At 69.7% G+C, this 18,841-nt stretch carries 17 protein-coding genes and 1 riboswitch; of the genes, 6 read left to right on the top strand and 11 right to left on the bottom strand.

From position 1 onward, the window contains the following. Positions 1–108: 108 nt before the first annotated feature. A complete protein-coding gene (gene hxlA, locus KY500_RS17070; RefSeq protein ID WP_219901553.1) occupies positions 109–732 on the bottom strand; it encodes a 3-hexulose-6-phosphate synthase in 624 nt (207 codons plus the stop codon). Positions 733–786: 54 nt separating this feature from the next. After that, positions 787–1,422 carry a 6-phospho-3-hexuloisomerase gene (gene hxlB / locus KY500_RS17065; protein WP_219901552.1) on the bottom strand — a complete coding sequence of 212 codons (636 nt, stop codon included), beginning with the start codon at positions 1,420–1,422 and terminating at the stop codon, positions 787–789. Between the two features lie 114 nt (positions 1,423–1,536). On the opposite strand from hxlB, the gene KY500_RS17060 reads away from it, so the two are divergent. Then, positions 1,537–2,808: a LuxR C-terminal-related transcriptional regulator gene (locus KY500_RS17060; protein ID WP_219901551.1), complete on the top strand. Its 1,272-nt coding sequence runs from the start codon at positions 1,537–1,539 to the stop codon at positions 2,806–2,808. 155 nt (positions 2,809–2,963) lie between these two features. On the opposite strand, the gene KY500_RS17055 is transcribed toward KY500_RS17060, so the two are convergent. The 3 genes from KY500_RS17055 to KY500_RS17045 form a co-directional block, all read right to left on the bottom strand. After that, the gene (locus tag KY500_RS17055) at positions 2,964–4,685 is read right to left on the bottom strand and encodes a SulP family inorganic anion transporter (RefSeq protein WP_219901550.1); all 1,722 of its coding nucleotides are present in this window, start codon (positions 4,683–4,685) and stop codon (positions 2,964–2,966) included. Further along, a complete protein-coding gene (locus tag KY500_RS17050; protein WP_219901549.1) occupies positions 4,682–5,104 on the bottom strand; it encodes a metalloregulator ArsR/SmtB family transcription factor in 423 nt (140 codons plus the stop codon). Before KY500_RS17050 ends, KY500_RS17055 begins: the two co-directional genes overlap by 4 nt. A gap of 309 nt (positions 5,105–5,413) precedes the next feature. Next, a complete protein-coding gene (locus KY500_RS17045) occupies positions 5,414–5,572 on the bottom strand; it encodes a hypothetical protein (protein ID WP_219901548.1) in 159 nt (52 codons plus the stop codon). Positions 5,573–5,911: 339 nt separating this feature from the next. On the opposite strand from KY500_RS17045, the gene KY500_RS17040 reads away from it, so the two are divergent. Beyond that, positions 5,912–6,862: an FKBP-type peptidyl-prolyl cis-trans isomerase gene (locus tag KY500_RS17040; RefSeq protein WP_219901547.1), complete on the top strand. Its 951-nt coding sequence runs from the start codon at positions 5,912–5,914 to the stop codon at positions 6,860–6,862. A 66-nt stretch (positions 6,863–6,928) separates the two neighbouring features. Continuing rightward, positions 6,929–6,992, top strand: a riboswitch (guanidine-III (ykkC-III) riboswitch). 13 nt (positions 6,993–7,005) lie between these two features. Further along, positions 7,006–7,329, top strand: a complete 324-nt coding sequence (locus tag KY500_RS17035) for a multidrug efflux SMR transporter (protein ID WP_219901546.1) — start codon at positions 7,006–7,008, stop codon at positions 7,327–7,329. 54 nt (positions 7,330–7,383) lie between these two features. Here KY500_RS17035 and KY500_RS17030 read toward each other — a convergent pair whose 3' ends face one another. Continuing rightward, positions 7,384–9,060 (bottom strand): HNH endonuclease signature motif containing protein, encoded by a 1,677-nt coding sequence (locus KY500_RS17030; RefSeq protein ID WP_219901545.1) that lies wholly within the window; start codon positions 9,058–9,060, stop codon positions 7,384–7,386. A 144-nt stretch (positions 9,061–9,204) separates the two neighbouring features. Further along, complete coding sequence (panD, locus tag KY500_RS17025; protein ID WP_219901544.1) at positions 9,205–9,615, bottom strand: aspartate 1-decarboxylase; 411 nt, start codon at positions 9,613–9,615, stop codon at positions 9,205–9,207. Between the two features lie 133 nt (positions 9,616–9,748). On the opposite strand from panD, the gene KY500_RS17020 reads away from it, so the two are divergent. From KY500_RS17020 to KY500_RS17010, 3 genes are all read left to right on the top strand, one after another. Next, positions 9,749–12,331, top strand: coding sequence for an excinuclease ABC subunit UvrA (locus tag KY500_RS17020; RefSeq protein ID WP_219901543.1), 2,583 nt, complete (start codon positions 9,749–9,751; stop codon positions 12,329–12,331). Positions 12,332–12,752: 421 nt separating this feature from the next. Beyond that, entirely contained in the window at positions 12,753–13,979 is a 1,227-nt protein-coding gene (locus tag KY500_RS17015) for an aminotransferase class V-fold PLP-dependent enzyme (protein WP_219901542.1), read from the top strand. Further along, positions 13,980–15,038: a hypothetical protein gene (locus tag KY500_RS17010; RefSeq protein ID WP_219901541.1), complete on the top strand. Its 1,059-nt coding sequence runs from the start codon at positions 13,980–13,982 to the stop codon at positions 15,036–15,038. Between the two features lie 426 nt (positions 15,039–15,464). Here KY500_RS17010 and KY500_RS17005 read toward each other — a convergent pair whose 3' ends face one another. From KY500_RS17005 to KY500_RS16990, 4 genes are read right to left on the bottom strand one after another with little or no spacing between them, the layout of a single operon-like run. Then, the gene (locus KY500_RS17005) at positions 15,465–16,214 is read right to left on the bottom strand and encodes an ABC transporter ATP-binding protein (RefSeq protein ID WP_219901540.1); all 750 of its coding nucleotides are present in this window, start codon (positions 16,212–16,214) and stop codon (positions 15,465–15,467) included. Next, a complete protein-coding gene (locus KY500_RS17000) occupies positions 16,211–17,002 on the bottom strand; it encodes an ABC transporter ATP-binding protein (RefSeq protein WP_219901539.1) in 792 nt (263 codons plus the stop codon). The genes KY500_RS17005 and KY500_RS17000 overlap by 4 nt, the downstream gene beginning before the upstream one ends. Further along, entirely contained in the window at positions 16,999–17,856 is an 858-nt protein-coding gene (locus tag KY500_RS16995) for an ABC transporter permease (RefSeq protein WP_219901538.1), read from the bottom strand. Before KY500_RS16995 ends, KY500_RS17000 begins: the two co-directional genes overlap by 4 nt. Further along, positions 17,853–18,815 (bottom strand): ABC transporter permease, encoded by a 963-nt coding sequence (locus tag KY500_RS16990; protein ID WP_219901537.1) that lies wholly within the window; start codon positions 18,813–18,815, stop codon positions 17,853–17,855. Before KY500_RS16990 ends, KY500_RS16995 begins: the two co-directional genes overlap by 4 nt. Positions 18,816–18,841: the final 26 nt, after the last annotated feature.

Here is an 18,841-nt window from a genome sequence, read left to right as displayed (position 1 = left end):
GTGAAGGGGCACTTTTTCGCACTTCAGCGAGTTCGTCGCCGCTGAGTTGCCGCATCCTGCCCTCTCAGCAACGCTGAAGGGGCGATTCGGCGCGACTCGCGGATGCGGTTAGGCGATGGCTGCGCGCAACTCAGCGGCCGCGGCGGCCGGGTCGGCGGCGCTGTAGATGGCGCTGCCCGCAACGGCGACGGATGCTCCGGCGCGCTGCACCGAGGCGATGGTCGACGCGGACACCCCGCCGGCCAGGGAGAACGGAACCTTGGCCGTCTCGCCGGCTTCGAGCAGGGTGTCCAGCGAGAAGCCGTCCTCGGCCTGCTCGTCCAGACCGGCGTGCATCTCCACGAAGACAGCGCCGAGGGCGGTGACCTCGCGGGCGCGGGTGACCTTGTCGGCCACGCCGATCAGGTCCACGACGATGCCCTTGTTGTGCTTGGTCGCGGCCGCGACCGCGCCGGCGATCGTGCTGTCGCCGGCCGTGCCGAGGACGGTGACGAGGTCGGCGCCGGCCGTGAAGGCGAGGTCGGCTTCGAGCTCACCGGCATCCATGGTCTTGAGATCGGCGAACACGATCTTGTCGGGGTGCGCCTGCTTGATGGCCGTGACGGCGCGCATGCCCTCGGCCTTGATGAGGGGCGTGCCGAGCTCGATGATGTCGACGTGCGGGGCGACCTGGCCGGCCAGAGTCAGCGCGTCGGCGGTGGTGAGAACATCCATTGCAACCTGAAGCTTCATGGGGATCTGCTTTCTGTCTATCGGTGGGTCGTGCGGAAAAGTGAGGACGCGGGGCTACTCGAGGTTGGCGTGCCGTGGCCAGAGCTCGGCGGCAGAGATGCCCGATGCGTGCCACAGCGTGTGGAAGACGGCGTCGCCGAGAAGGAGCACGGCCTGCTCGAACAGTCCGCCGGAGTACTGCTGGGACCGGGTGCCGCCGTGGTCCTGCTTCTCGGCAGCAGGAACGAGCACGGTGACGTCGGCCAGCCCGGCCAGCGGGGAGGATGCGGCGGTCGTGAGGGCCAGCACAGTTGCGCCCACGTCGTGCGCAGTCTCGGCCGCCCGCACGATGCCGGCCGTGCTGCCGGAGCCGCTGGCGACCAGGAGCACATCGGTGGCCGTGATCGCGGGGGTGGTGACGTCGCCGACCACGTGCACGCGCAGGCCGAGGTGCATCAGGCGCATGGCGGTCATCTGGAGCGCCAGTCCCGACCGGCCGGCGCCGAGCACGAAGATCCGGTCGGCGGTGCGCAGGCTGTCCGCCACGGCGTCGAGGTTGTCGGCGTTCAGATTCGCGGCGTCGGCGCTGTTCTCGGCGGTGTGGGCCGGCGGGGCCAGGCGTGCGGACAGCGCCGTGTTCTCGGCCAGGATCGTCTGGAGCGACGAGAGCACGCCGGCAACGGGAGGGTGGAGAGGTTCGGTGCGGGCCATCCCTCTATGGTTGCCGTCGGCGGGTGGGCATGCGGCCCGTCGAACGGAGAGCCGCCCTACCCGGACGGGTAGGGCGAGGCGGGAGCTGGCCCGGATTCCGGATAGGCTGATCGGATGAAAGCGCTCGGAACGTCCCGTTCGATCGAACTGCTCGGTTCCCTGCAGACCGTGGTCGCCAGCCCCCTGCCCGAGATCGCGGGCCGCTTCTCCGAGCTGTTGCGGCCCCTCCTCGGCCACAGCGCCCTGGTGATCTTCACCGAAGACTGCACCGGCCGGCCGCAGAAGAAGGCCGGCGACCAGGCGATCATCGACGAGGTGACGCTGCCCGAGCTGGACGCCGTGCGTCGCGCCCTGGCCGCGGACGACTCCGACCCGTGGGGCCGGCGGGCCGTGATCGGCGGTTCCGACCGCCCGATCACGGCGTGGACCGCGTCGACGGGCGCCCTGCTGGTGCTCACCGACCCCGAGCTCACGGCGGCCGGCGCCGCGGATCCCGAGTCGACCCTCGATATGATCGGTCGGCTCTGGCAGCTCGTGGCCACGAGCATCCGCCAGCAGGTCGCGGCGGCCGCCCCCGCCTACCTGCAGGACTCCCGGGCGGCGTCGGCCGAGCGGGCCAAGCTCATCGCCGACCTCACGGATGCCCACTCGACCACCCTCGAGTCACTGCTGGCGGTGCTCCGCGCGCCCAGTGTGAGCGCCGAGGCCGCCCGCCAGACCGCGATCGAACTGGCGGCCAGCGCTATGGTCAGCCTGCGCGCGGTGTCCGACCGGGACCGCTCGCTGGCCGAGGAACCGGTGGCGCAGGCCTTCGCACGGCTGCGCGACGACCTACGGCCTCTCGTGCGGTTCGGCGACCTCGACGTGCAGTTCATCGAGCCGCCCGCGAACGGGCGCGCCCTGCCCGGCGAGGTGGCGCACGCCGGCCGGGCCATCGTGCGCGGCGCCGTGCTCGCGCTGGTCGAGCAGTCCGGGGTGAGTCGGGTGCGGGTGCAGTGGGACTGCGACGGCAGCAACCTGCTCATCCAGATCCGCGACGACGGCGCCGGCGCGCTCACGGCCGACTCCCCCGGCGTCAGCCCGCTCACGGCCCGGGTGGCCGCGCTCGGCGGTAGCTTCGATGTGCAGGCCACGGCCGGCTGGGGCTCGGAGCTGACGGTCTCACTGCCGTTGGATGCGCCCCTGGCACCGCTCAGCCCCGCCGCGGAGTGGGGTCTGAGCCCGCGCGAGCAGGGCGTCCTGGCCCTGGTGGCCTCCGGCGCCCGCAACAAGGCCATCGCGGCCGAACTGGTGATCAGCGAGAACACCGTGAAGTTCCACGTGGCCAACCTGCTCCGCAAGGTGGGTGCGTCCACCCGCTCCGAGTTGGCCTCGCTGGCGCGCTGACCGCGCGAGGTACGTCATCGCGCCTGAAGCGACGGCAGATTAAAGGGATGACGGCAGCAAAAAAGGAAGCAATCCCCAATCCCGTCCTGATAAACGCACTTTTTCCCCCAAGACGGGCGGCCCCCGGCCCGGGCGGGCGGGCCGCGGCGGACGTCCTAGTCCCGGGGCAACCGGATGGTCGAGGTCCAACCGAAGTCGGCCGCATCCGTGCCGCCGCCGGCCACAGCGGCCCGGCTGACGTGGCTGCGGGCGTGCTCGATCGCCGCGTCGAGGTCGGTGAAGAGATGGTTGCGGTGCCGCAGGCTCGTGATCACGCCCACCCGGGTGACGAGCTTGAGGTGCCGCGGCTGGATGCCCTTGACGAGCACGGTGATGCCGCGGCGTTCGAGCGCCTGGATCATCTCGGTGATCACCCGGGCCCCGGTGGCATCGAGGATCTGCAGCTGCGACATGCGGATGATCACGACGGTGATGTGACTGGTCTGATTGACGCGTTCGAGCATCCGCTCGGCCGCCCCGAAGAACAGGGCGCCGTCGAGCCGGAACAGGGCGATGCGCTCGTCCCCGGGTTGGGGCTCGCCGGGCAATTCCTCGCGGTGCACGCCGCTGGAGGCCGACACCGAGCGCAGCGCGAAGAAGCCCGCCACCAGGATGCCGATACCCACGGCCACGATGAGGTCGACCGACACCGTCACGAGAGCGGTGATCACGAAGACCGTGGCGTCGGAGCCGGTTGAGCCGATGATGCTGCGCACCGTGGCGACCGAGATCATCCGTGCCGCGGTCATCATGAGCACCCCGGACAGTGCCGCGAGCGGGATCTGCGAGACGACCCCGGTGGCCAGATAGACCACGCCGATCAGCACGATCGAGTGCACGATGGCTGCCAGCCGGGTACGGCCGCCCGAACGGATGTTCACCGCGGTGCGCGCGATCGCGCCCGTTGCCGGCATGCCGCCGAAGAAGCCCGAGGCGATGGAGGCCAGCCCCTGGCCGACGAGCTCGCGGTCGGCGTCGTACGGGCCGGTATCGGAGAGCGTCACGGCGACGCGGGCCGAGAGCAGCGATTCGATGGCGGCCAGTGCGGCGATGGTGAGCGCGGGCCCCACCAGCGAGCCCAGGGTGCCCAGGTCGAACTGCGGCAGCATGGGCGAGGGCAGCGAGCTCGGCAGCTCGCCGATGCGGGCCAGCGGCAGGTCGGCGAGGTTGGCGATGACGGTGACCACGATGATGGCCACGATCGAGCCGGGCAGCTTCTTGTGCGCCAGCGGGGCAAGCAGCATGATCGCCGCGACGAGGAGCACCATGCCAACGGGCACGATCACGGTGGACCAGTCGACGGTCTGGAAGGACTGCACTGCGGCGACGAAGGCGTTGCTGCTCGCCCCGGCCTTCGACCCGATCGCGGCGGGCACCTGCTGCAGGAAGATGATGACGGCGATGCCGAGGGTGAACCCTTCGATCACCGGCCAGGGGATGAAGGTGACGGCGCGGCCGAGCTTGAGGGCGCCCGCGGCGATCACGATGAGACCCGCCATGAGGCTGAGTACCGCCACGACCCCCACGCCGTGGGCGGCCACGACGGGTCCGAGCACGACGACCATGGCGCCGGTGGGACCGGAGACCTGGATGTTGGACCCGCCGAAGACGGCGGCGATGACGCCGGCCACGATAGCCGTGATGAGGCCGCTCTCGGCCCCAGCGCCGGAGCTGACCCCGAAGGCCAGCGCGAGCGGCAAGGCGATGATGCCCACGGTGAGACCGGCCACGATGTCGCCGCGCCAGGTGCGCTTCACATCGCGGTAGTCCTGCCAGCTCGGCAGCAGGGCCCGCAGGTAGCGGCCGGTGCGGCCCGCGGCGGTGCCGATGGCACTCATCGGGTCACCGCGTCGCTGGACGCGGCGCCGGCGGGAACCAGGCTGGGCAACCCCACCGTGTTGGCCAGGTTCTGCTGGGTGGTCTCGAGGATCTCGACGAGCAGCTGCCGGGCCACCGCGAGCAGGTCGGCCACCTGCGGATAGGCCAGCCGGTAGAAGACGAGGCTGCCGCGGCGCTCCGCCAGCACCAGGTTGTGCCGGCGCAGCACCGAGAGGTGCTGGGAGAGGTGCGAGGCCTCCAGCCCGGTGTCGGTGAGCAGGTCGGTAACCGACAGGTCGACGGTGGCGTTCGCAAGAACCTCGAGCACCCGCACCCGCACCGGATGCGCCAGCCCCTTGAAGAGGTTGGCCTTGACCTCGTAGAGCGGGCGGTTGGCGTCCGTGAAGGTGTCGTTCGGGGCCTGACTCAGCGGTTCCATAAATTCATCATATCGCGCACCCGTGGCAGGCGAGCGGACCTTGGTCCCGACAGCGGGCTCCTGATCGCCCGGTTCATAGTCGGGTCGAGGTCTCCGTGGGCCTCCCGCGCGGAGTCGGACGTCGGTGGAGGATCTGCACGGCGACCCGACACCTGTGCGGCGTTGGGCCTGTTGCCGGGTGCGCCGCTGATCCTCAGGGAGAAGGTGCTCTCCGACACGGAATGACCTGCCGCGGGAACTGCAGTACATCTACGACGCCGCCAGCCGCACCTGTTTCCGGGCCAGCACGCACTACCGCTGAGGTGGCGGTTATTCGGCGTTCGGGTCGGCCACGGTGGGGGCCGGACCGGCGGACGGCAGGTAGCCGATGGGCGCCGAGCGGTGGGTACGCATGTAGTACTCGCGCTTCAGGCTCTCCCAGCGGTCGGTGGTGACGGCGTTGGCCGAGGTCGACTTTTGGTCGGACACGAGGGACTCTTTCTCTTGATGCACATTCACGAAAATCGAGCGGCTTTCGACTGCGTGAGGCAGGGCGTCAATCAAGCGAAGGTGCCGAGATGAATCTGGCGCCACTGTCGGTGGGTTCGGTCACCATCGACCAGCTCGGCCTCAGCGATTCTGGAGGCCGTGAAGCCAGTCTAGAACTCCGATCGGGCTCCACCAGAGGACCAAAGTCCCGTCTTACGGGGCTGCACCCACTCGTGGAAACCCTCGATTCAGCACATCCATAGGTCCAGGGTCCAGACTGTACGAGGCCCGACCCTGACTGGAGACTTCTGCGTGCGCACACTTCCTACCTTCCTGACCATGACGGCAGTCGCCGCCCTCGCCCTCACGGGCTGCGCGGCATCGCCGGACACGGCGGCGACGCCCTCGGCGACGGCCGCCGCCGCGCTTGAGTGCACGGATCCCGGCAGCACCTCGGATGCGGTGACCGTCGCCGGCGATGCCGGCGTCGAACCGACCGTCACCTTCGACACGCCGTTGGCCGCCAAGGCGACCGAACGCACCGTCGTGACCGAGGGCAGCGGTGACGCCGTCGAGGAGGGCGACTCCGTGTCCATCTCCTACGCCGCGTACAACGCCACCACCGGGGCCAAGCTGAGCTCCGCCGGCTACGGCGAGGAAGCCGGGCTCACGGTGAACGTGGTCAACAACCAGAGCGTGATCCCCGGCATCCTCAAGGGTGTCGCCTGCTCCAACGTCGGCGACCGCGTCGCCGTGGTCATCCCGCCGGCCGACGGCTTCGGCGACACCGGCAACACCGACCTGGGCGTCGCCGCGACCGACCAGATGCTCTTCGTGATCGACATCAAGGACAAGGTGCCCACCCGCGCCACCGGAACCGACCAGGAGCCGCAGGACGGCTTCCCCACCGTGGAGCTCGCCGATGACGGTGCCCCCACCGTGACGGTGCCGCAGGACGATCCGCCCACCGACCTCGCGGTCGAGGTGCTCAAGAAGGGCGACGGTGCGACCGTGGCGGATGGCGGAACCGTCACCGTGCAGTACACCGGCGTCATCTGGGGCACCGGCAAGGTGTTCGACCAGAGCTGGGGTGCGGGCGGCCCGACCTCCTTCTCCACCTCCGAGGTCATCCCCGGCTTCGGTCAGGGCCTGGTCGGCCAGACCGTCGGCTCCCAGGTTGTCATCGTCATCCCGCCCGCACAGGGGTACGGCGACACGGGTAACGACCAGGCCGGCATCAGCGGCACCGACACCCTGGTCTTCGTCGTAGACATCCTCGCGACCGCCTAAGACCCGCACGCCCCCGGCCGGGCACTCTGCGCAGCGACTGCACAGGGTGCCCGGCTATTCTGTGTAATAGATCGCTTCCTGCGGTTCCGGACGACGGATCAGTACCCGGTAAGCGACAAGACTGGCCACGGGAGTGGTGTCTGATGTCCTGGCTGATCTTGATCGTCTCCGGAGTTCTCGAAGCCGTCTGGGCCACGGCCCTCGGCAAGTCCGAAAGCTTCACCAAGTTCTGGCCCACCGTGATTTTCGGTGTTGGACTGGTGCTCAGCATGGCCGGCCTCGCGGTGGCGATGCGCTCGATCCCGATCGGCACGGCCTACGCCGTGTGGGTGGGCATCGGAGCGGCGCTCACGGTGCTCTACGCGATGGTGTTCGGCGGCGAGCCGGCCTCCCTGCTCAAGGTGCTCCTCATACTGGGCCTGGTCGGCTGCGTCATCGGCCTCAAGCTCGTTGACGGTGGCCACTGACCTGGGCCCTCGCCGACCTGTGTGTCAGTGCACGCCGTGTCAGTGCTCACCGTGTCAGTGCTCGCCGCGTTCCTGCTGGTCGAGTGCTGCGGGGCTCTTGCTGTGGAGGTCGATCAGGCGTTGCCCGGGATCAACGGTGACGGGCGGTCGCAACCAATACCGGCCCTGGTGGTCGAGGATCTGCCAGCCCTGGTTGTGCAGCAGCCGGTGATGCGGGTTGCACAGCAGGATACCGACGCGGATGTCGGTGCGGCCGTCGTCGCGTTTCCAGTGGTCGATGTGGTGGGCCTCGGTTTGGGAGGGCGGTTTGGCGCAGTCCCCCCACATGCAGCCGCCGTCGCGGGCGGCCAGGGCGATGCGTTGCGCCATCGTGAACAGCCGCTCCTCCCGGCCGACATCAAGCGGTTGGCCCGATGGGTCGAAGGTGATCTCCAGAGTGCCGGAGTCGCAGATCAACCGGTCGACGGTTGCCTGGGAGACCGGGGCTGGATTGCCTTCGATGTAGCCGTGTCCCGTGCCGTCGGGGAGGGGAACGAGGACATCGGCCGGCTCTGGCGGTAGTCCTCTTCCTGGTGTGGCGTCGCCTGTCGTGGATTCTCCGACCTGCCTCGACTGCTCTGGTGCAGAACCACTTGCGGCGGGCCCGGTGGGGCGCTGCGTCTTGAGGATGCGGACGGCGGGGGTGCGACCGCCGAGCATGCGGCGGGGGTTGACGGCGCTGCCGGCTCTGATCAGGTCGATGAACCCGTCGGCGGTGAGCTGGTCGACGCTGCGGGGGTCGTCCTGCACGGCTTTGGCCCAGGCGGCCCGGTCGGGGTCGACGAAGTGCACGCCGCCGCGGCGGGGCCCGGTGAGGCTGTCTGAGACGGAGCGAATGTACTCGCCCTGCTCGGGTGGGAAGACCCCGTTGATGCGGACCTGCCCGGTTTCCAGGGTCCAGATGCGCAGATACCGGTCATCCCAGGCTTTCTGTTCGCGCTTGCTGATGCCGGCTTCGTCGAGACGGTCCCGCATCCGCCTGGCACGGCGGATCAATTGGTCGATGGTGAGGGTGCGGGCTTCTTCGAGCAGGGTGGCCAGGTTGTCGGCGAGGATGTCCGCGGTGACGACCGTATCGATATCGCCCAGTCCGGTGCGGATCGCGTGCGCCTGCGCGGCGGAGAGGCTCCCATCGGTGACCGCGTGAGCGATCGGCGTGTGCCAGGGCAGCGCCGGAATACCCAGCGGTGCCAGGGCCGGCGATGCGTCCCCTCCGTCGCCCGAGTCGGCATCGGCGTCGGCCTCGATCTGGGCGTCGGCGTCGGCCTGGGCGCGGGCGGCTGCGGCTTCCGCGGCGTCACTGTCGGCGAGCATCCGGCCGACATCGGCGAGTTTTCGGGCGTCGGCTTTGCTGGCCCCGGTGAGGTTCTGCATCAGGTCGCCCGGGTTGAGGAAGCCCTGTTGCGAGGCCAGGCCAGACTGGCCCAGCTCGGGGCGGGAGCGGTGCGCGACGGCTTTGGCCACCCACACCGATCGGGTAGACGTGAGGGCTTGCAGACGGGTGATCTCGCGTTGCGCGGCGAGCAGCTCAGCGTCTGGCAGGGCGTCGAAGTCGGCGCTGCAGGCCCCGAATCGGGTGACCGCGCCGGCGGCGGCCACCAGCGAATCGGCTCCTGTGTCGGCAGTCGGAACTGCAGGCACGAGGGCCTCCGGCGAGGTGCCGACGACGAAGGTATCTGCGATGGTGGACATACAGTGAGAATAGCTCGATATCGCACTTTTGTGTGTCGAATCTGTCCATTGTGGATAAGTTTTCTTGGCGCGACAAAAACCCCGCTGGACAGGGGTTTATCTACGGCGAGGCCCCGGTGCCCCAGGGGGTGCGGGAACGAAGGCTCAGACTGCCGACGGCGGCCGCTCTACGTCGTCGCCGAGCGCTTCAGCAGGGTCGCTTCCGACGGCAAGGATGTGATTCTGGGCATCGACGTGCACGACGGTGGGCACGTACACCCTGGCCTTCTTGTCGCCCATCTGGGCGTAGGAGATGATGATGACCAGGTCGCCCTCGTGCGCCATCCGCGCCGCGGCGCCGTTGACGCCGATCACGCCGCTGCCGCGTTCCCCGGCGATCAGGTAGGTCTCGAAGCGGGCACCGTTGTTGACGTTGACGATACTGACGAGCTCGCCGGGAAGCAGGTCGGCGGCATCCAGCAGATCGAGGTCGACCGTCAGCGACCCGACATAGTGCAGGGCGGAGTGCGTCACGGTGGCGCGGTGGATCTTGGACTTGAACATGGTGCGGCGCATGGGAGCGGGGCCTTTCCGGATCAACCTCTCCACGATACGCCCTCCGTGCGGGGGCCGTCGGGTGCGGGCCACGGGCTCAGCCCAGGGCACCTGTCCCGGCTCTCTGTCAGTGGGTCGAACTAGAGTCGGTCGAATGCCTCACTCTCCCGAAACCACTCCGGCCATCCCCCTCGATTCCCCCGAGAATCCCGGCGCCGACGGCTTCGTGCGCGTGCGCGGCGCCAGAGAGAACAACCTGCGAGACGTGAACGTCGACGTTCCCCGTGACGCCATCGTCGCGTTCACGGGGGTCTCGGGCTCCGGCAAGTCGTCGCTCGCGTTCGGCACCATCTTCGCCGAGGCCCAGCGCCGCTTCTTCGAGTCCGTGGCGCCGTACGCACGCCGGCTCATCCAGCAGGGCCACACTCCGCACGTGGACCTCATCACCGGGTTGCCGCCGGCCGTGGCGCTGCAGCAACGCCGCGGCGCGCCCAGTTCTCGCTCCAGCGTCGGCACCGTCACCACACTGTCCAACTCGATGCGGATGCTGTACTCCCGCGCCGGTACCTACCCGGCCGGGTCGGACCTGCGCCTGGACTCCGACGCCTTCTCCCCCAATACGGCCACGGGCGCCTGCCCGGTGTGCCACGGTCTGGGCATCTCGCACACCGTGACCGAGCCACTTCTGGTGCCTGACGCGACCCTGAGCATCCGGGACGGCGCGATCGCGGCCTGGCCCGGCGCCTGGCAGGGCAAGAATCTGCGGGATGTGACCGCGGGGCTGGGCTACGACATCGATGCGCCCTGGGCGTCGCTCAGCCGGGAGGACCGCGACTGGCTTCTTTACACCGAGGAGCAGCCCGTCGTGGAGGTCACCCCGCAGCGCGACAGGGTCGCCAAGCCGTATAAGGGCCGGTTCTGGAGCGCGAAGAGCTACGTGATGCACACCCTGGCCGACTCGAAGAGCGCCCAGATGCGCCAGCGTGTGCTCGCCTTCGTGCAGACCGGTCCGTGCGAACTCTGCGGCGGCAGCGGCCTGCGCGCCGAGGCTCTCGCGGTGACGTTCGCCGGTCGACCGATCAACGAGCTCAACGCCCTCACCCTCAGCGAGCTCGCCGACGTTCTCCGCCCGACAGCGGAACTCACCGGTGCAGCCGGCTCACACCGCTCCATCCAGTCCGGCGAGGTCACCGAGGTGGCCGTCACCGTGGCCGGCGACCTGGTGCGCCGGCTGACGGTGCTCATCGACTTGGGGCTGGGCTACCTCAGCCTCAGCCGTGCCACCCCCACACTCTCCCCGGGCGAGATGCAGCGCCTACGCATCGCCACCCAGTTGCGCAGCGGCCTGTTCGGCGTGATCTACGTGCTCGACGAACCCTCCGCCGGCCTGCACCCGGCCGACGCCGAACCGCTGCTGGTGGTGCTCGAACAGCTCAAGGCATCCGGCAATTCGGTCTTCGTGGTCGAACACAATATGGATGTCGTACGCCGCGCCGACTGGCTCGTGGACGTGGGGCCGCGAGCCGGCGACGGCGGGGGCGAGGTGCTGTACAGCGGGCCGGTGGCCGGCCTGGCCGAGGTGGAGACCTCGGTCACCCGCGACTACCTGTTCCCGACCAGCCCGGGCGAGGCGGCGGCTGCACCGCGCGAGGCCGCCGCCTGGCTGGGCCTGACGGGCGTGACCCGCCATAACCTGGTGGATCTGGACGTTCAGGTGCCCCTGGGCGTACTCACCGCTGTGACCGGGGTCTCCGGATCGGGCAAATCGACCCTGGTCAGCACGGTGCTCGCGGATGCCGTGGGCCGGGAGCTCCGCCAGGGCTCAGTCGACGCCGTGCCCGCCGGCGCTGCCGCGGCCGTTGACGACGACGAGTCGACCGACGAGGACGAGGCCGGTACCGACGGGGCCACGACGATCGTCGATGCCGTCACCGGGGCCGGGGCCATCGACCGGCTGGTGCGGGTGGACCAGAAGCCCATCGGCCGCACCCCTCGGTCCAATCTGGCCACATACACGGGCCTCTTCGACGCCGTGCGGGCCACCTTCGCGGCCACCGCGGCGGCCAAGACGGCCGGGTTCACCGCGAGCCGGTTCTCCTTCAACGTGGCCGGCGGCCGCTGCGACACCTGCCTGGGCGAGGGCTTCGTGGCCGTCGAGCTGCTCTTCCTGCCCGGCAGCTACGCTCCCTGCCCCGCCTGCGGCGGCGCGCGCTACAACGCCGAGACCCTCGCGGTGACCTACAACGGCAAGTCCGTCGCGGATGTGCTCGGCCTCACGGTGGAGGCCGCCGCCGTGTTCCTCGCCGACGTGCCCAGCGCCTCCCGCAGCCTGGAGACCCTGCGCGAGGTGGGCCTGGGCTACCTGCGGCTCGGCCAGCCCGCCACCGAGCTCTCCGGCGGCGAGGCGCAGCGCATCAAGCTGGCCACGGAACTGCAGCGCGCCCGCCGCGGGCACACGCTGTTCCTCCTCGACGAGCCCACCACCGGGTTGCACCCGGCCGATGTGGACCTCCTGATGACACAGCTCGGCCGCCTCGTCGACGCCGGAGACACCGTGGTCGTGGTGGAGCACGACATGGGCGTGGTGTCGGCCGCGGACTGGGTCATCGACCTGGGGCCGTCCGGCGGAACCGCGGGCGGGCGCATCGTGGCCGAGGGCACCCCGGCGGCCGTGGCGGCGCATCCGCACAGCCGTACCGCCCCCTACCTCGCCCGACGCTTGGAGCTAGCTGGGTAAAGCGCGTCTCACCCGGTCACACCGCACGCTCATCCCCTAGTTGCGCACCCGCCGCCAGACTGCTCGGATGCGGCGGCCGACGGCACGCCAGAAATCTCGACTGCGGAGTCGGGCGTCCTCCTGCCGCTTCGCTTCCATCTTGCGCTCCAGGAGGAACGCCTTTTGGCCGGCCTCAGTCCGAGTTCGAACCCAGTGGCCATTGCCGCCAATGTTGGTCATCCGCGTTACCCCCAGTCGTGTCACGTGTGCGGCCACCCTAGTCCCCGCACATGGCAGCGGCGTATGGACGGCGGTTGCCGTGGTCTCGCGGTAGCCAAGGCTTGGAGCCAGCTGTGTAAAGGGGCTCTCACCCGGTCAAACGGGACTTTGGTCCCCACTCCCGGTTCGGCGGCAATTCTAAGCTGAGCCGGGAGTTGAGAAAATGAAGCGCAGCACGCTGTTCCGCCGCTCGCCCGGCCCACTCGAGACGAGCCGCACCGGCGACTTCGGCTATCTGCAACCCGGCGAGGTCTACCTCGATGCCGCCTGCCAGAGCCTGCGGCCGCAGAGCGTCATCGACGCCCTCACCGACTACTACACGACCTATAACGCCTGCGGCGGCCGGGTGAAGTATGCCTGGGGACAGAAGGTGGACGCCCAGGTGGCCGACACCCGCCAGGCGGTGCTTGGCCTGCTGGGACTCTCGGCCAGGAACCACGCCGTCTCGTTCACTCTCAACACCACCTACGGCCTGAACCTGCTGCTGAACCAGCTGCCGCTGGGGCGTTTCGACCGCGTCGTCACCAGCCACATCGAGCACAACTCGGTGTTCCTGCCCACCATCACGGCCGCCCGCCGGCTGGGTGTTGAGCGCCTGGTGCTGGATCGCGCCGCGGACGGCGCCCTGGTCTACGAGCCGGCGCAGCTCGAGAAAGCCGTGGTGGTCGTCAACGCCGCATCCAACATCGACGGCCGGCTGCTCACCAACCTCAGCGACCTTGTGCGCGACACCCACGCCCGCGGCGGCATCGTCATCGTCGACGCCGCGCAGGCCATGGGGCACTCGCGGGCACTGCTGCAAAAGACCGACGCGGATGCGCTCTGCTTCTCCGCCCACAAGATGTACGGCGCGAGCCTCGGCGTCGTCGTGGCCCGACACGAGCTGCTCGCCTCGCTCGAGCTCAGCTTCGTGGGCGGCGGCATGGTGCAGGATGTGCGCGAAGACGATTTCGACCTCGTGCAGGGCGACCCGGGTGCTCTGCTCGAACCTGGCCTGCAGGCCTGGGGGGAGATCATCGCGCTGGGCCGGGCGATCGACTGGCTCGGCAGCATCCGCCCCGGCGGGCTCAGCCCGGCCGAGCACATCAGCGCCCTCTCCACCCGCCTCTTCGAGAGGCTTGCCGCGGTGCCCGGGCTCACCCTGCTGAACGACGCGCCCAGCCCGGTGATCAGCGTGTATGCGCCCGCGCAGGACTCGCACCGGCTGGCGGTGTTCCTCTCGCACTCACGGATCTCCGTGCGCAGCGGCTATTTCTGTGCGCACCACCACCTCAAGGAGCAGCTCGGCCTCCCCCCGCTGCTGCGATTCTCCCTCGGCCTGCACTCGACGGAGTCGGACGTCGACGCCGCAACCGGGGCCCTCACTCGGCTGATGAAAGGCCTCTCCTAAGTGTTCTGTATCGCCGCATTCATCATCCTGGTCATCATGGCCGCCTTCTCCGCGCGGTACCGGCGTTATGTGGGCAAGGCCTGGAACTGCACCTGGCGGCGGGTCACGTTCCGGCCCTGCGACACGACCTTCAAGCAGGACATCAAGGACCACCTGCTCGCCCCCATCGCCGCCCGCCGCCCCGCCCTGGTGCGCCCGGCCAGCATCGGCCTCGAGATCCTGGCGGTGCTCGTTCTCGTCACCACCATCTGGTCGGGCTACACGGTGGTCAAGAGCGCCGTCAACCTCTACGTCTACGGCACCTGCAACAAGCAGGACTCGGCATCCTGCACGCTGGGCGCCGAGGCCTGCTCGATCCCCGATGAGACGCCCGGCTTCATGGAGTCGCTGGGTGCGTTCGACGTGCTCGGCGCGTTCGGCAACGAGTTCGCCAGCCTCGGCGAGACCTTCGCGGCCATTCCGGCCCGTTTCCAGACCTGGACCGCCGAGGACTACCTGCCGGCCAACGCCACGTACCTCACCGAGGGCGACGCGAACCCGATCGCGGTCGAGGTCATCGACCCGGGCTGCACCTTCTGCAAGGCGCTCTTCGCGAACATCGAGGAGTCCGGCTTCGAGTCCACCCACAACCTCACGTACATCGCGTACCCGATCGCGGGCACCGACGGCTACAAGTTCCCCAACTCCCTGCTCGTGACGCAGTACCTCGAGGCCGTGCGGCTGCACCCGCTGGATGGCGCCGACACCCCGGTCGACTGGCAGATGCTCAAGCGCATCTTCACCGAGAAGACGGATGCCGGCCTGCCCTGGCAGGGTGCGATCAACTCGATGGACTCCCAGGAGGCCACCTCCACGCTGGTGGGCTGGCTCGACGAGTTCGGTCTGAGCGCCGATCAGATCGATGTGGTCGTGGCCGAGGCCGGCTCGGCGAAGGTGACGGGAATCATCGCAGCCAACAAGACCCTGGTCGAAGAGAAGATCGCCACCGTGAAGATCCCCACGATCATCTTCGACGGCCGCCGCCACGACGGCCTGGTCTCGGTCGACGGCCTGCAGTAGCCGCACCCGCAGGTCGAGCTGAGCCGCAGATCAAGCGCCGTCGCTGGTCAAGCCTGTCGAGACCCGGTAACCCGGTCTGCGTTCGTCCCCACCTCGTCGATCGAGCCTGTCGAGATCCGGCGACCCGAACTCAAGACGCACGCCAAGTCCGACCGTCGGCCCACGAGGTCTCCTAAGGAAGTGCGCTTCCGCCGACCACCCGGGCGCGAAGCGCCCCCACAGCTCGACAGGCTCGACCAACGCGCGGGTCGCGTAGGGCAGTCGAGTTCCGTCGGATGCGTGCGTGTCGCACCCGCCTCGGCGGTCGAGCTCGTCGAGACCCGGTGACGTGCCCGCGGTCGTGACCGACGTGAACCTATCCGCCCACGAGGTCCCGACAGGCTCGACCGATGCGTGGGGCGCACTCGACGTCGAGTCGGGTGCGGCTCAGGGGGCTGGCAGGCGCGGCACGGCCGCGACGAGGCGCCGGGTGTAGTCCTCGCGGGGCTCGTTCAGGATGCTCGCGGTCGGCCCGAACTCCACCACCCGGCCCTGGTTGAGCACCACGGTCTCGTCGCAGAGCGCCGCGATGGCGCTGAGGTCGTGCGAGACCATCAGGATCGCCAGGCCCGTGGAGGCCCGCAGTTCGGCGAGCAGGTCGATCACCTGGATGCGAGTGGTCACGTCGAGCGCGCTCACCGGCTCGTCCGCGAGCAGCAGCCGCGGGTGGCACACGGTGGCCCGGGCGATGGCGATGCGCTGGCGTTGGCCGCCGGAGAACTCGAGCGGGTACCGGCCGAGTGCGTCGGCGGGCAGACCCACCGCGGCGAGCGCCGCCGTCACCTGCGCTCGCGCCTCGGCACCGCGGGCCAGCCCGAGTGAGCGCAGCGGCTCGGCCACGATGCTCTCGATGTTCTGGCGGGGGTCCAGCGACGAATACGGGTCTTGGAAGACCGTCTGCACGGCGGACCGGAAGCGCCGGAGCGACGCCGGAGCGATCGGCTGCCCCTCGAAGAGCACCGACCCGGTGGTGGGCCGGGCCAGCGCGAGCATGAGCCGCACGATGGTGGACTTGCCGCTGCCCGATTCGCCGACCAGGCCCACGCTCTGACCTGCGGCCACGCCGATCGACACATCATCGAGGGCGAGCGCGCCCGCCCGGTACCGGTAGGAGACATTGCGGAGTTCCAGGATCATGCGCGCTCCCCCAGCATCTCGTCGAGTGACCGGGCGCTCCGCACGAGTTCGGCGGTGTACGGATGCTGCGGCGCGCGCAACACGTCGCCGATCGCTCCGCGTTCCACGGCGCTGCCCGCCGACATGACAATGACGTCGTTGGTCATCGCCGAGACCACCGCGAGGTCGTGGCTGATGAACAGCAACGCCATGCCGCGCGCCTCGACGAGGTCACCGAGGAGGCGCAGCACCTGCGCCTGCACCGTCACGTCCAGAGCCGTGGTCGGTTCGTCGGCGATGAGCAGCTGCGGGCGGCTGGCCAGGGCGATCGCGATGGCGGCCCGTTGCCGCTGACCGCCGGAGATCTCGTGCGGGTAGGCGCGGCTGAGACGCGCGTCGGCGAGGCTCACCTCGGCGAGTGCCTCGGCGACGCCCGCGCGGAGGGCACTGCCGGTGAGGCCGCGGTGCCGCCGGAGGGGTTCGGCCACCTGCCGACCGATGCGCATCAACGGGTCGAGTGCGGTGAGCGGCTCCTGGAACACGACGGAGGCCACCCGGCCGCGGAGCGGGACGAGCGTGCGTTCGGCGGCTCCCACGACCTCCACGCCGTCCAGTCGAACACTGCCGCTGGCCGTGAGGCCCGGGGCGAGCAGCCCGGTCACGGCCAGCGAGGTCACCGACTTGCCGGAGCCGGATTCACCGATGAGCCCCAGGCGGGCGCCGGCGGCCAGGTCGAAGCTGAGGTCGTGCACGAGTGCCCGCCCTGTGGAGGTATGCACGCCGAGATTCGTCACAGAGAGCAGGGTCATCGGCTGTCCCGTCGGGAGGGGTCGGCCACATCGCGCAGGCCGTCGGCAATGAAGTTGACGCCGATCACGAGCATGATCAGCGCGATGCCCGGGGCTACGGCGCCAAGCGGGGCGGTCACGACCGTGCCCTGCGCCTCCTGCAGCAGGCGGCCCCAGGAGGCGTTGGGCGGCGGGGCACCGAGTCCCAGGTACGACAGGCTGGCCTCCGCGAGCACCGCCACACCGAACTGCAGGGCGAGGTTCACGCTCAGTGTCGGCCAGATGTTGGGCAGGATGTGCCGGAGCACGATGCCGGGCCAGCGGGTACCCGAGGTGCGGGCAGCCGTGACGTACTGCTCGGAGAGGACCCGTTTGGTGAGCACCCGGGTGAGCCGGGCCACCACGGCCGACATCGCCAGGCCGATCGCGACGATCACCGAGACGAGCGAGGCACCCTGCGCGGCCACGATGAGCATCGCCAGCAACAGCACGGGGAAGGCGATCACCACGTCGAGCGCGGCCGAGATGGTGTCGTCGAGCCAGGCCGCCGCGAACGCGGCCAGCAGACCGACGGTGACGCCCAGCAGGGCGCCGACGGCGACGGCGCCCAGGCCCACCACGAGGGCGATGCGGGCCCCGATCATGAGCTGGGTCGCGAGGTCCCGGCCGAGCTTGTCGGTGCCGAGCCAGTGCACGGGGTTGGCCCCCTCCAGCCGGCTCCCGGTTGTGTCCGCCGGGGCGTAGGGCAGCCAGACCAGCGAGAGCAGGGCGATCGCCACGACCACGCCCACGAGCACCAGCCCCACCCCGAGGGTCCAGGAGCGGCGCCGGCGCGGGGCGACGACGATGGTCTCGGCCAGTACGGGCGCGCTCATCGGTTACCCGAAATGCTCACGCGCAGGCGCGGGTCGACCAGTCGCTGCGCGACATCACCGAGGAAACCGATCACGAGCACCACGAGGGTGCTCACGAAGAGCACGCCCTGGATGTTCGGGTAGTCGTGCTGCTGGATCGCCGTGAGCAGCATGCTGCCCAGGCCCGGCAGGCTGAAGACGCTCTCCACGACCACGGCGCCGAGGAACGTCGTGGCCAGCTCGATGCCGAGGATCGCGATCACCGGCACGGCCCCGTTCCGCAGTCCGTGCCGCCAGAGCGCCTCGCCGCGGCCGGAACCCTGGGCGCGGGCCGAGCGAAGATAGTCGCTGCCCAACACATCGAGCGTGGCCGACCGCACGTACCGGGTGAGCGAGGCGCTCATCACCACGGCCACGGTGATCACGGGCAAGGCCAGCGACCGCAGCGCATCGGCCGGATCGGCCCAGTCGTCACGGGGAAAGCCGCCGGAGGGCAACCAGCGCAGGCCCACGGAGAACACGCTGACCAGCAGGATGCCCACCCAGAACACGGGCACGGCCACCCCGAGCTGCGAGATCCCTGAGATGAGGATGCCGTACCAACGGTCGGCCCTGGTGGCGGCGATGAAGCCGGCCACCAGCGAGATCACCAGGGCCAGCACGAAGGCCAGCAGGGTGAGCGGCACCGTGACCGCAAGCCGCGCCGAGATCTCCGGGCCCACGGGCAGCGAGCTGATGAACGACTCGCCGAGGTCGAACCGGGCGAGCTGACCGAACCAGGTCGCGAACTGTTCGAGCACCGGGCGGTCGGCGCCCACCTGGGCCTGCGCGGCCGCGATCTGCTCGGGCGTGGCCGTGACCGAGAGCAGCGCGTTCGCTGGGTCCCCCGGCAGCAGCCTCAGCAGCACGAAGATGGCCACCATGGCGATGACAAAAGACACCAGGAGGAAGGCGCTCCGGCGCAGTAGATAGGAAATCATGCGACCTCAAGGCTAGCCCCGCGAAC

Origin of the sequence: Cryobacterium sp. PAMC25264 (assembly GCF_019443325.1) — a bacterium.
Classification (GTDB): Bacteria; Actinomycetota; Actinomycetes; order Actinomycetales; family Microbacteriaceae; genus Cryobacterium.
The sequence above is the reverse complement of the archived record's forward strand: the minus strand, read 5'-3'. Positions and strand labels throughout refer to the sequence as shown.

Coding starts and splice junctions, on each gene's coding strand:
- hxlA (WP_219901553.1), bottom strand. CDS start 732: ATGAAGCTTCAGGTTGCAATGGATGTTCTCACCACCGCCGACGCGCTG.
- hxlB (WP_219901552.1), bottom strand. CDS start 1,422: ATGGCCCGCACCGAACCTCTCCACCCTCCCGTTGCCGGCGTGCTCTCG.
- KY500_RS17060 (WP_219901551.1), top strand. CDS start 1,537: ATGAAAGCGCTCGGAACGTCCCGTTCGATCGAACTGCTCGGTTCCCTG.
- KY500_RS17055 (WP_219901550.1), bottom strand. CDS start 4,685: ATGAGTGCCATCGGCACCGCCGCGGGCCGCACCGGCCGCTACCTGCGG.
- KY500_RS17050 (WP_219901549.1), bottom strand. CDS start 5,104: ATGGAACCGCTGAGTCAGGCCCCGAACGACACCTTCACGGACGCCAAC.
- KY500_RS17040 (WP_219901547.1), top strand. CDS start 5,912: ATGACGGCAGTCGCCGCCCTCGCCCTCACGGGCTGCGCGGCATCGCCG.
- KY500_RS17035 (WP_219901546.1), top strand. CDS start 7,006: ATGTCCTGGCTGATCTTGATCGTCTCCGGAGTTCTCGAAGCCGTCTGG.
- KY500_RS17030 (WP_219901545.1), bottom strand. CDS start 9,060: ATGTCCACCATCGCAGATACCTTCGTCGTCGGCACCTCGCCGGAGGCC.
- panD (WP_219901544.1), bottom strand. CDS start 9,615: ATGCGCCGCACCATGTTCAAGTCCAAGATCCACCGCGCCACCGTGACG.
- KY500_RS17020 (WP_219901543.1), top strand. CDS start 9,749: ATGCCTCACTCTCCCGAAACCACTCCGGCCATCCCCCTCGATTCCCCC.
- KY500_RS17015 (WP_219901542.1), top strand. CDS start 12,753: ATGAAGCGCAGCACGCTGTTCCGCCGCTCGCCCGGCCCACTCGAGACG.
- KY500_RS17005 (WP_219901540.1), bottom strand. CDS start 16,214: ATGATCCTGGAACTCCGCAATGTCTCCTACCGGTACCGGGCGGGCGCG.
- KY500_RS17000 (WP_219901539.1), bottom strand. CDS start 17,002: ATGACCCTGCTCTCTGTGACGAATCTCGGCGTGCATACCTCCACAGGG.
- KY500_RS16995 (WP_219901538.1), bottom strand. CDS start 17,856: ATGAGCGCGCCCGTACTGGCCGAGACCATCGTCGTCGCCCCGCGCCGG.
- KY500_RS16990 (WP_219901537.1), bottom strand. CDS start 18,815: ATGATTTCCTATCTACTGCGCCGGAGCGCCTTCCTCCTGGTGTCTTTT.